The 12,882-nt window shown below is 73.4% G+C and carries 4 protein-coding genes; 3 read left to right on the top strand and 1 reads right to left on the bottom strand.

Annotated features, from left to right (window positions below; genetic code table 11):
• Positions 1 to 2: 2 nt before the first annotated feature.
• Entirely contained in the window at positions 3 to 236 is a 234-nt protein-coding gene (locus tag ACFYO9_RS14100) for a helix-turn-helix transcriptional regulator (protein ID WP_355817435.1), read from the bottom strand.
• Positions 237 to 494: 258 nt separating this feature from the next.
• Here ACFYO9_RS14100 and ACFYO9_RS14095 point away from each other — a divergent pair, with 258 nt between their 5' ends.
• From ACFYO9_RS14095 to ACFYO9_RS14085, 3 genes are read left to right on the top strand one after another with little or no spacing between them, the layout of a single operon-like run.
• Complete coding sequence (locus ACFYO9_RS14095) at positions 495 to 1,877, top strand: MFS transporter (RefSeq protein WP_358773043.1); 1,383 nt, start codon at positions 495 to 497, stop codon at positions 1,875 to 1,877.
• On the top strand, positions 1,874 to 5,335 hold the full coding sequence (locus ACFYO9_RS14090; protein WP_358773041.1) for a beta-ketoacyl synthase N-terminal-like domain-containing protein: 3,462 nt from the start codon (positions 1,874 to 1,876) through the stop codon (positions 5,333 to 5,335). The genes ACFYO9_RS14095 and ACFYO9_RS14090 overlap by 4 nt, the downstream gene beginning before the upstream one ends.
• The gene (locus tag ACFYO9_RS14085; protein ID WP_358773039.1) at positions 5,332 to 12,870 is read left to right on the top strand and encodes a MupA/Atu3671 family FMN-dependent luciferase-like monooxygenase; all 7,539 of its coding nucleotides are present in this window, start codon (positions 5,332 to 5,334) and stop codon (positions 12,868 to 12,870) included. The genes ACFYO9_RS14090 and ACFYO9_RS14085 overlap by 4 nt, the downstream gene beginning before the upstream one ends.
• Positions 12,871 to 12,882: the final 12 nt, after the last annotated feature.

The following is a 12,882-nucleotide window of genomic DNA, read 5'->3' as shown; positions in this document are numbered from 1 at the left end:
CGTCAGCACTCCTCGCTGCGGCTCAGATGGATCAGATGAGCCACCGTGGGCGCGGTGCGCTTGCTGCGGATACGGCGCAGATAGGTGCTCACGGTGTGCACGCTGATGCCCAGTCGTCTGGCGACCTGCTTGTGCGAGAGGCCTGCCGCGATGTGGGCCAACACCTGGCGTTCCCTGTGGGACAACGCCGGGGCGTTCTGCGCCGGTGCGTTCTGCGGGCGCCGGTCTACTGGCATCTTCCCTCCGGGAGGGACTGTCAACACGTACGACGGCTGTGGCCGCAACGTGATCTAACCACGGTCGTGGAGAAACAGAAAGGAAACCCCACGTACCCAGGGGAAATGCGTAGCTACTGAGCGCGATCGACGGTGTCAAGTCCCCAATTCGAGGGACTGTGGGCGCGCTTCGGGGCGGGTGAGTGTGAAGGCGGTCTCGGCTGAGCGCAGCCGTGCACGACCTGAATGGCAGCAGCCCGGCCCGGACCAGGGGGACGCTTGATCCACTTTCGCCTGCTCGTCGTGGGTAACGGCGTCTCCGCGTACGGCAGTTACCTCAACATGGTCGCCCTCAACGTCTTCGTCTACGAGGTGACCGACAGTGCCCTCGCCGCTGGACTCTTCATGGCGGTACGCCTGTTGACCAGTGTCGTCTCCGGCTTTGTGAGCGGACGGCTGGTCTCGGCGTACGACCGCAAGAGGTTGATGGTCGGCGCCGATCTGACGCAGTGCGCCGCCATGATAGCGCTGCTGATCGCGCCCGAGGCGGGGCGTGCGGGACTCCTGTACGTGCTGGCCGTCGTGACCGGCTTCTGCTCGACCCTGTCGGGCGTGGCGCTGCGCAGCAGCATCCCGGAGATCGTCGGCGCCGATCTGCGGATGCGCGCCAACTCCCTGCTCGCCACCGGGCGTTCGCTCGCGATGATCGCCGGTTTCGCCTCCGCGGGCGTCGTCGTCGCCCAGCTCGGCTACACCGCCGCCATCTCCCTGGACGCCGCCAGCTTCGCGGTGTCGGCGGGTGTGCTGCTCTCGCTGCCCATCCGTACGAGGGCCGAGGCGGCGGCCGGGGGTGAGGCGGTTGAGGGTGAGGTGGCCGGGGGTAAGTCGACGAAGTCAGCGAACTCCGGTGCGGAGAGCGGGGATTCGAAGGCGCGGGCCCGTCGCGGCGGCGCGCTCCTGCTGGTGCGGGCCACCCCCGTCCTCGCCGTCATGATCGCCCTGCGGGCCGCCGACGGGCTCGGCTCCTCGTCCCACAACGTGGCCCTGCCGGTCTACTCCAGCGACCTCGACCCGTCCCATCCGGCCACGTTCGTCAGCCAGTTCTGGGCCACGTGGGCCATCGGCAACATCGTCATGCAGCAGATCTGCGGGCGGTGGGCCGGGCGCGGCGGGCGGCAGGGGCCGGGGGAGCGGGCCTTCGCCGTCGGGGCCTGCGTGATGTCGGCGGCGTTCATCGTGGTCTTCGCCGGGCTGCCGACGGGGGTGGCGGTCGCGGCCGCGCTGGTGGCCGGCATGGCGGACGGCCTCACCGAGATCGCGTACGTCACCCGGCTCCAGGCCGCGCCCGACGAGGAGCGCGGCAGGCTCTTCGGGCTCTCCGCCTCGGTCGAGAACACCGGCTTCGGCCTCGGAATGCTGGTCAGCGGCGCCCTCCTGGACCGCTTCACGCCCCTGCAGGTCGTGGGCCTGCTGCATGGGTCGGCGATCTGTCTGTGCGTCGGGATGTTCGTCGTGCTGGTACGGCAGGGGCGTGGTGAAGGACCCGGTGAGGACAAGGACCGACAGCTGAGCCAGAGCCACAACGAGAGCCAAAGCCCGAGCGAGAGCCAGAGCCCGAGCCAGAGCGAGAGCCAGAGCCAGAAGGGGAGTGAAGTCCGGTGACCCGTACCGACCGTGACGCCGTCGCCGTCATCGGGCTCTCCTTCCGGCTGCCCGGCGCCGACACCCCGGAGGAGTTCTGGCGCACGATCCACGACGGCGCCGACCGCATCCGCCGCTTCACCGAGGCCGAACTCGCCGCCGCCGGGGTGCCCGAGGAGGCGTACCGTGCGGACGACTTCGTCGGGGCGAGCGGGGTGCTCGACGACATCGCGGGGTTCGACGCCGGTTTCTTCGGGATGAGCGCGCACGAGGCCCGCATCACCGACCCGCAGCACCGGCTGTTCCTGGAGTGCGTGCACCACGCCCTGGAGAACGCCGGGTACGCGGGCGGGCAGGCCGGCGATCCCGTGCGCGGCGGACAGGACACCTGGGACGTCGGTGTGTACGCCAGCACCGGCTACCACCTCTACTCCCTCCAGACGTATCTGCAGAACAACGTCCTGGAGGGCGGCGTCGCGGACTGGGTCGCCGGGCTGCAGGTCACCATCGGCAACTTCACGGACTTCACCGCCAACCGCGCCGCGTACCGCCTCGGACTGACCGGGCCTGCCGTCAACGTCCAGACGGCGTGCTCCAGTTCACTCACCGCGGTCTACCTCGCCGCGCAGTCGGTGGTCGCCGGGGAGTGCGACATCGCCGTCGCCGGGGCGGCCGCCCTCCACGTGCCGCAGGTGCTCGGCTACCGGTACGTGAAGGGGTCCATCCTCTCCAAGAGCGGCCGTCTGCGGCCGTTCGACGCCGACGCCGACGGCACGGTCGGCGGCACCGGCGTCGTGGCCGTCGTCCTCAAGCGCCTGGACCTGGCGCTCGCCGACGGCGACCACATCCACGGCGTCATCCGGGGCTGGGGCGTCAACAACGACGGCGCCGACAAGAGGGCGTTCAGCGCGCCCAGCGCGGACGGCCAGCGGGGAGCCATCCGCCGCGCCCTCACGCGCGCGGGCGTCGACGCGGGCACCGTCGGCTATCTGGAGACGCACGGCACCGGCACGTTCAAGGGCGACCCGATCGAGTTCGCGGGCGCCACCACCGCCTTCCGCGCCGACACCGACCGCACCGGGTACTGCGCGCTTGGCTCGGTCAAGGCCAACATCGGTCACCTCGACGTGTGTTCGGGCCTGGCGAGCCTCGTCAAGGCGCTCCTCGTCCTGCGGCACGGCGTCATCCCGCCCATGGCCAACTTCCGCCGCCCTAACCCCGCCCTCGACCTCGCCGCCAGCCCGTTCTACATCCCCGACTCCGCACGCCCGTGGCCATCCGGCGACCTGCCGCGCCGGGCCTGCGTCAGCTCCTTCGGCGTCGGCGGCACGAACGTCCACGTCGTACTGGAACAGGCCCCCGAGCCAGCCCCGGAGCACGCCACCGAGTCGGCTCCCGAGCTGGCCACCGAGCCGGCCCACCAGCCCGCGCCCCACGCGGCCGGCACCCCGCCGCCCCCGGGCGTCCTCGTCGTCTCGGGCCACACCGAAACCGCCCTGGCCGACAACGCCTCGGCCCTGCGCGACCATCTGCGCGCTCACCCCGGCACCCGCCCCGCGGACCTCGTGACCACGCTGGCCCTCGGCCGCGCCCACCGCAGACACCGGCTCGCGGTACGGGGCGACACCGTGGCCGCCCTCACCGCCGGCCTCGACGACTGGCTGGCGGGACCGCGCGTCAGCGGAACGCCGGTCGCGGGCGGGGCGTCCGGCGCGCCCGTCGGCACCGGGTTCCTCTTCACCGGGCAGGGCAGCCTCCACCGTGGCGCCGCCCGCGCCCTCCACCAGCGCTTTCCCGTCGTACGCGAGGTCCTGGACGCCTGCGAGCGCCACTTCGCCGAACTCACCGGCGGCGGCACCCTGCTCGACGCGCTCCTCGGCCCCGGCGAGGGCGGCGCGGCGGAGCCGGTCGGCGAGACCGACATCGCGCAGCCCGCGCTCTTCGCGCTGCAGTGCGCGCTCGTCGCCCTGTGGCGGGACGCCGGGATCGTGCCGGCCGTCGTGGCCGGGCACAGCGTGGGGGAGTACGGGGCGCTGTACGCGGCCGGGGCGCTCTCCGTCGAGGACGGGCTGCGCCTGACGGCGGGACGCGGCGCGCTCATGCAACGCCGTTGCGCGCCGGGCGCGATGGTGGCGGTCCCGACGGAACCGTACGCGGCGGAGAAGCTGGCCGCCGAGGTGCCGGGCGTGGAGCTCGCCGTCAGCAACGGCACGCACAGCCAGGTGCTCGCGGGCCCGGCGGCCGCCGTGCGCCGGTTGACGGAACTGCTGGCCGAGCGCGGCATCCCGGCCCGCGAACTCCCGGTGCGGCACGCCTTCCACACCGCCCTCATGGACCCGGTCCTCGCGGGGGTGCGTGAGCTGGTGGCGGAGGTCCGGCCGCGTCCCGTCGAGGTGCCGTTCGTGAGCGGCGTGGACGGGCGCACGCGGCCGGCCGGCTGGGTCCCGGACGCCGACTACCTCGTACGGCAGACGCGTGAACCGGTTCGATTCGCCGATGCGCTACGGGAGTTGGGGTCGGCCCACGACGGCGTGGGCGCGCTGGTCGAGGTCGGTCCGCACGCGACGCTCAGCGGGCTCGCCCGCCGCGCGCTGCCGGACCGGCCGGCTCTGGCGTCGCTGCGGCGCGGTACGGGACTCGAACCGCTGTGGGACGCGGCCGCCGGCCTGTACCGGGCCGGCGCGCCGCTCGACTGGCGACCCTTCATGGGCGGGGCGGGGCGGCGGATCCCCCTGCCCGGCTACCGGTTCCAGCACAAGGACTACTGGACAGGCCCGGGGAACCACCTTCCCCGGCGCGGACAACCCGTACAAGTACCAGCGGCAAGGGATGAGGCGGACGTGGCACAGGACGAGGCAGCGGTCGAGCGCGTGCTCCAGCACATCATCAAGGTCACCGCGGAGCATCTCAGCTACGACACGAGCGAGATAGCCGAGGACGCCTCCTTCTTCGACCTCGGCGCGGACTCGCTGCAAATGATCGGTGTGCTGCGGGAGTTGGAGGAGGAGCACCGGGTCAAGGTGTCGATGCGGGAGCTCTTCGAGGAGGCCGGCTCGGCGAAGGGGCTCGCGCTGATCATCGTGGACAAGATGGGGGGTGGGGGCGGGGGCGCGCTACGGGGCGCGGAGTCCGGGCCGGTGACGAAGGCTGCGTACGCGGAGCCGTTTACGGAGACGTATCCGGAGCCGGTCGCCGCACCCGTGACGACTCCCGTGCCGCCTCCGGTGACGCCCTCCGTGCCGGCGCCCCGGGAACCCGTACCCGCGTACCGCGACCCCGCGCCCGTATACCGCGACCCCGCCCCCGCGTACCGCGAGCCGGCCGCCCCCACCCCCACCCCCGCCCCTCCCGTCGAGTACGCCACCCGGCGCGAGGTCGACGACCTCGTGCGGCAGGTCCACCAGCTCTCCCAGATGCAGCTCCAACTCATGGGTCAGCTCTCGCAGTTGCTGGCCGCCAACGGGAAGGACGCACGGTGACCGGGACCGAATCCGTCGACCGTTCCGTCTCCGCGGCCGTCGACGAGGACCTCGCCGCGATGGCCGAGCTGTCGCAACGCATCTCCCGTCAGATGGGCGCACCCGCACCCGCACCCGCGCCGGAGTCACAGCCAGAGCCCTCAGGGTCGTCCCGTCGCCCCGCCCAGCACGGCCCCCGCCCGGAAGTCTCCCGCGGCTCGGGAATGCTCCGCGGCAACGCCTCCGACACGCAGCGGGCTCACCTCGACGACCTGGTGCGGCGCTACACCGCCAAGACGCCCACCTCCAAACGCGTCACCCAGCGCTACCGCCGCGTGCTCGCCGACAGCCGTGCCGCCGTCGGCTTCCGCAGCAGCACGAAGGAGATGCTGTACCCGATCGCGGGGCGGCGCGCGCAGGGCTCGTGGCTGGAGGACATCGACGGCAACCGGTACGTCGACATCACCATGGGCTTCGGCGTCCTGCTCTTCGGGCACGAGCCCGCCTTCGTCGCCGACGCGGTCCGCGAGCACCTCTCGCGCGGCATCCAGCTCGGCCCGCGCACCGTCGAGACCGGTGAGGCCGCCGAACTGCTCGCCGAGCTGACCGGCATGGAGCGCGTCGCGTTCGCCAACTCCGGTACGGAGGCGAACTCCGCGGCCATCCGGCTCGCCCGCGCCGCCACCGGCCGCTCCCGCATCATCACGTTCGAGGGCGCCTACCACGGTCACAACGACAACGTGCTCGGCCGTTCCCCGCGCACCGGCGGCGAGGGCCTCACCACCGTGCCGATGTCCGCGGGGATCCCGCCGGGCGCCGTCGCCGACCTGCTCGTCCTGCCGTACGGCAGTGAGGAGAGCCTCGACGTCATCGAGCGGCAGGCCGGGGACATCGCGGCGGTCGTGGTGGAGCCGGTGCAGAGCCGGCATCCCTCGCTCCGGCCCGCCGCGTTCGTCCGCCGGCTGCGCGAACTCACCGCGCGCCACGGCATCGTGCTGCTCTTCGACGAGATGCTGACCGGCTTCCGGCCCGCCGCGCGCGGCGCCCAGGAGCTCTACGGCGTCACGCCCGACCTGGCCACCTACGGCAAGCTGCTCGGCGGCGGCTTCCCGATCGGGGCCGTCGCGGGCCGGTCCGACATCATGGACGGCATCGACGGCGGCCACTGGAGTTACGGGGACGACAGTTACCCGGCGGCCGACACCACCTTCTTCGGCGGCACCTACATCCAGCACCCCGTGTCGATGGTCGCGACCCGTGCCGTACTGGCGCACCTCAAGGAGCACAGCCCCCGGCTCCAGGAGCGTCTGAACGCCCGTACGGACGAGCTCGCCGCCACCCTCAACGCCTTCTTCGAGGACGAGGGATTCGCCCTGAGCATGAGCCACTTCGGCTCGATGTTCCGCTTCGAGCACCGCGCGGACATGGAGCTGCTCTACCACCACCTCATGCTGCGCGGCGTCCACGTGTGGGAGTGGCGCAACTTCTTCCTCTCCACCGAACACACCGACGGCGACTGCGAGTTCATCGCGGAGGCGGTCAAGGACTCGCTGCGGGAGCTGCGTGCGGCCGGGTTCTCCGTCGGCGGTGCGAAGGCCAAGCCGCGGGTGCCGAAGCCGCAGATGTCGAAGCCGCAGGCCATGGCATGGAACAGCGCTGCGGCGGCGACCCGCACCGAGCCGCCGCGCGAGCCGGAACCGCCACGACCCGTGTCACCGCAACCGCACGCACGGCCACAACAGCCTTCCCGCACCCTCGACTTCGGGGTCTACTTCTTCGGCGACTACCCGCAGGACGACTCCGAGCCCCGGCACGGCAAGTACGACCACCTCTTGGAGACCGCCCGGTTCGCTGACCGCAACGGCTTCCACTCCCTGTGGATCCCCGAGCGGCACTTCCACTCCTTCGGCGGCCTGTTCCCCAACCCCGTCGTGCTCGCCGCCGCGCTCGCCAGGGAGACCGGCCGCGTCCGCATCAACGCGGGGTCCGTGGTGCTGCCGCTGCACGACCCGATCCGCGTCGCCGAAGAGTGGTCGATGGTCGACAACCTCTCCGGCGGCCGCATCGGCATCGGCTGCGCGAGCGGCTGGCACGCCAACGACTTCGTCTTCTTCCCCGAACGGTTCGGCTCCCACAAGGAGCTGATGTACGAACAGGTGGCGCAGGTGCGGCAGTTGTGGCGCGGCGAGCCCGTGCGCCGCACCACCGGCAAGGGCGAGAGCGACCTGCGGCTCTTCCCGCGCCCCGTCCAGGACGCGCCGCCGATGTACACGGCCGTCGTCGGCAACCCGGCCTCGTACGAACTGGCCGCCCGCCACGACCTGGGCATCGTCACCAACCTCATGACCCAGAGCGTCGAGCAGCTCCACGAGAACGTCGCGCTCTACCGCCGCACCCGCGCCGCCCACGGCCTCGACCCGGACGCGGGGCACGTGGCCGTCCTGCTGCACACCTACCTCGCCGAGGACCACGCGGCGGCGCGCGAGGAGGCCCGCGAACCCCTCGCGCGGTACATGCGCTCGTCGCTGTCCCTTTTCGGCGGCGTCGCCAACAGCCTCGGGCATCGGGTCGACCTGTCGGCGATGACCGAGGACGACCTGGACGTGGTCTTCCGCCGCGCCTACGACCGCTACTGCGACCAGCGGGCCCTCATCGGCAGCCCCGAGAGCGTACGGTCCGTCGCGGACGCCGTGCATGCCGCGGGCGCCGACGAGATCGTCGGCCTCGTCGACTTCGGTGTCACCCCCACGGCGCTGCGGGAGGGCCTGGTCCACTTCGACGCGCTGCGCCGCTCGTGCGGGGCGCCCGCGGCGGGCGTACGGGAATCGGCCGCCGGCGGCAGTGGGGCGGGGGCCCGACGGGAGCAGGGGGCGCCGCTCTCTCCCGGGCAGCAGCGCGTCTGGTTCCTGGAGCGCATGCTGCCGGGCCGCACCGCGTACAACGAGACCAAGGCCATCGAGCTCGACGGGCCGCTGGACGTCCCCGCGCTGCGCGCCGCCCTGCGCGAGCTCGCCGCCCGGCACGAGCAGCTGCGCAGCGTCTTCCGCGAAGTGGCGGGCCAGGCGCGGCAGTTCGCGTCGGCGCCGGGCGAGGTGGACTTCGCCGTCGTCGACGGCACGGGCGCGTACGTCGGTGACGCCGTCGCCGACACCCTCGCGGCCGAGAGCGGGCGCCGCTTCGATCTGGCGGAAGGCCCGCTGTTCGTGACGCGCCTCGTCCGTCTCGGCGCCCACCGGCAGGTCCTCGTCCTGTCCCTGCACCACATCGTCATGGACGCCGCGTCGGCCGCCGTGCTCGCCCGCGACCTCTCCGCCCTCTACCGCGCCCAGCTGCCCGGCGGGCCCCCTGCGGACCTCCCCGCCCTCACCCGCACCTACGCCGACCACGCCCGCGCCCAGCACGCCTCCCTCGGCGGAACCAAGGCGGCCGAGGACCTCGCGTACTGGAAGAAGGCGCTCGACGGCGAACTGCCCGTCCTCGCCCTGCCCACCGACCGGCCGAGGCCCGCCGTCATGACCTCGCGCGGCCGCGCCCTGTTCCGCACCCTCGACCCTGAACTGTCCGACCGCGTACGCCGGTTCGGCCGGACGCGGCGCAGCACCCTCTTCATGACGCTGCTCGCCGGCTACGCGGCCGCCCTGCGCCGCGTCACCGGCCAGGACGACCTCGTCATCGGCACCCCGATGTCCGACAGGACACCCGAGTACGCGGACGTCGTCGGCTTCTTCGTCAACACGCTGGCCCTGCGCCTTGACCTCTCCGGAGACCCGGACTTCGGCACGCTCCTCGACCGGGTGCGCGGGGTCGCCCTGGACGCCTACGACCACGCCGACGTACCCTTCGAGGCGGTCGTACGGGAGCTCACGCCGCCGCGCGCCCTGGACCGGACGCCGGTCTTCCAGACCCTCGCCGAGTTCGAGACCGACGACCCGTTCCGCTTCGACCTGCCCGGGGTGCGGGCGACGCCGCTCGACGCGGGTCCCGACAAGGCGCTGACGGACCTCGGCGTGTACTTCACCGACCTGCCCGAGGGCATCCGCTGCCACTTCGAGTACGCCACCGACCTCTTCGACGAGGCGACGATCGACGCGCTCTTCGAGACGTTCCGGGACGTCCTCGCGGAGGCGGCCGGGGAAGCGGCTCCGGCGGCCGTGGTGCCCCGGGCGTGGCGGCAGGGGCCCGTGCGGCAGCGGACGAGCAGCACCGTCGACGCGCTGGCGTCACGCTGGGCCGAGGTCGCTCCGGAGCGCACCGCCGTGATCAGCGGTGAAGTCGCGCTGACCTACCGTGAGTTGAACGAGCGCGCCGAACGGCTCGCCGCGACTCTGCGCACCGCAGGGGAGGCCTCAGGGGTGACGGCTGGGGGCGGAGGGCCCGGCCCCGTCGCCCTGTGGCTGCCCCGCGGCACCGACCTGGTCGTCGCCATGCTTGCGGCCCTCAAGGCGGGGCGCGGTTACGTGCCGCTTGACCCCGGCCAGGGCAGGGCGCGCGCGGAGGCCGTCCTGGCGGAGAGCGGGGCACGCGTCCTGGTGGTGAGCGAGGAGCGGGGCGCGGCAGCCGAGCGGCCCACGCCCCGGCCCGGGACCACCGTGGTCGACATCGGCATCGCGTTCGACACCGACACCGACACCGACGCCGTGGACGCCGGGCCGGACGCAGCCGTGCGGCCCGCCCCCGCCCCCTCCCACGGCCCCGAGTCCCTGTGCTTCGCCGTCTACACCTCCGGCAGCACCGGCGTGCCCAAGGGCGTCGCCGTCCCGCACCGGGCCGTCGTGGACCTGTGCCAGTGGCACCACGAGCGGTTCGGCTTCACCGCCGACGACCGTGCCGCCGCCGTCTGCAGCCAGGGCTTCGACGCCGCCGTGCTGGAGATCTGGCCGGCCCTGACGGCGGGCGCCACCGTCGTCGTGGCCGACGAGACGGTCCGCAAGGACCCCGCCGCGCTCGCCCGTTGGTACACCGAGTACCGCATCGGCTTCTCCATCCTGCCGACCGCGCTCGGCGAGGCGGTCCTCGCCCTCCCCGAGCGCCAACAGCCGCTCCTGCGGCACCTGTTGCTCGGCGGCGACGTGCTGCGCACCCGCCCGCGCCCCGGCGCCCCGTACGAGACGGTGAACGTGTACGGGCCCACCGAGGTGACCGTGCTGTGCACGGCGCAGACGGTCCTGGCACGGGAACCGGAACCGGGCGCCGACGCCTCCACCGCCCCGATCACCGCCCCGATCCCGATCGGCCGGCCCGTCGACAACGTCACCCTCCGCGTCCTCGACGCGCGGGGCCGCGAGGTGCCCGCCGGCGAGGTGGGGGAGCTGTACGTCGGCGGACCCGGCGTGGCCTCCGGTTATCTGGGCCGCCCGGACCTGACGGCGGAACGCTTCGTCGACGACCCACTGGGCGCCGACGGGCGCATGTACCGCACCGGGGACCTGGTGTGCTGGACCCGCGACGGGGCGCTGGAGTTCCGGGGGCGGGCCGACGACCAGGTGAAGATCCGCGGCCACCGCGTCGAGCCCGAGGAGGTCTCCCGGGCCGTCGGCGCGCTGGCGGGGGTCCGCGAGGCGCTCGTCCTGGCCCGCCGCGACCGGCGGGGCGAGGCGTTCCTCGCCGCGTACGTGGTGCCGTCCCCGGCCGGCGCCGAACCGGGGCAGGAACTCGCCGACCGGCTGACGGCGGAACTGGCGGCGCGGCTGCCCGGGCATCTGGTGCCGCACGCCTGGACCGTGCTGCCCGCGCTCCCGCTGTCCGCCAACGGCAAGGTGGACCGGGCGGCGCTGCCCGCACCTGCCCTGGTCACGTCGACGGCGCCGGTGCCCCCTGCGCCCGCCGAGCGTGAGCGTGACCGGAGCCGCGGGCGGTCGCGTCGGGCGGCGCGTGACGTCGAGGAGCGGCTGCGGCGGCTGTGGGCCGAGGAGTTCGAGGTCGACGTGGCGGCGATCGCCGACGACGCGTCCTTCTTCGAGCTGGGCGGGCACTCCCTCACGGCGGTCCGCCTGGCGAACGGCGTACGGGAGGAGTTCGGCACGGAGTACCCGATCGCCCGCTTCTACGAGGAGCCGGGCCTGCGGGCCATGGCGGCGTACCTGATCGGGGACCTCGAAGAGGCGTCCGTGGCGACCGCGTCGTCCGAGGCGTCCGGGGCGTCCGGGGCGGGCGAGGTTCCCGAGGCGGAGGCTGACGACAGGCACGACGCGGGCAGGAGGTCCGACACAGGCAGAGGGCCCGACGCCGACGCCGCCGCCGATGTCGTCGCCCGCGCCCCCGTCACCGCCCAGCAGCTCGCCTTCATCACCCGCCACCGCACGCACCCCCGCCCGCAGATCTACAACGTGGCCATGCGGATCACTCTGACGGGAGCCCTCGACGTACCGGCCCTGCGTGCCGCGCTCGGTCAACTCGTCGCCCGGCACGAGGCGTTGCGCACCCGCTTCGTTGCGGACGGCGACGCGTGGTGGCAGGAGGCGCTGCGGCCCCGGCCGGTGCCGCTGCCGGAGGAGGACCTCGTCGCCCTTCTCGGCTCCCCGGCCGCCGCCGAGGAGGAGGCGGAGCGTGTGGCCGCGGAGACGGCGGCCGTCCCCTTCGGCATCGAGGACGAACTCGCGCCGGTGCTAAGGCTGTTGCGGACCGGCCCGGACCGCTGGGTGCTGCTCTTCGTCCTGCACCACGCGACCTGCGACGGCTGGTCGGTCAGCGTCCTGTTGCGCGAACTGGCCGCGCTGTACCGGGCGGAGGTCACCGGCGTACCGCACGCACTGCCGGGCCGGGTCCCGCAGCCCGGCGAGTACGCGCGCTGGCAGCGCGAGCACGAGCGCACCCAGGACGGAAGCAAACTGGTCGACCACTGGGCGCGCGCCTTGGCGGGTGCGTCCTTCGACATGCCGCTGCCCCTGGACCGGCCGCGCCCCGCGGAGCTGAGCGGGGCGGGTGACGTGGTGCTGTTCACCGTCGGCCGGGCCGCGCGCGCCGATGTGGAGGAGCTGGCGCGCCGGCACCGTACGACACCCTTCGTGGTGACGGCGGCCGCCCTGGCGCGGCTGGTCGCGGAGGTGGGCGGCGCGCCGGACGTCGTGCTCGGCATCTCCCACGCCAACCGGGAGCGGCGCGAGTTCGAGGCGCTCGCGGCGTGCACGGTGTCGTCGTTCACGCTGCGGATACGGGGTGACGCGGCCGCGTCGTTCGGCGCGCTGGTGGACCAGGTGGCGCGCACTTCGGTGGACGCCCTCGACCACGCGGCTCCGTTGCGCACGGTGGCGGCGGAGGTGGGCGCGGTGCTCGGCACCGAGGTGCCGGACCGGCTGCCGCTCGGTTTCCAGTACCAGAGTTCGCTGCGGACGGAGGTCGACCTGCCGGGCGTGACCACGGCGGTCGAGGACCTCGCGGTGCCGGGCGCGCGCTCCGAGTTCAACCTCGGCCTGATCCCCACGGGTGACGTGCTCAGCGGCTATCTGGAGTTCTCGACCGATCTGTGGGACCGCGCCACGGTCGAGGCGTGGACGTCCGCGTACGTCGAGTTGCTGGCGAGGGAGGCGGGGGAGGCGCTTCGGGACGGGGACGGATAGGAGGGCGGGGGC

Origin of the sequence: Streptomyces sp. NPDC005863 (assembly GCF_042871345.1) — a bacterium.
Lineage (GTDB): Bacteria > Actinomycetota > Actinomycetes > Streptomycetales > Streptomycetaceae > Streptomyces.
This window is presented reverse-complemented; position numbering and strand designations above follow the sequence as displayed.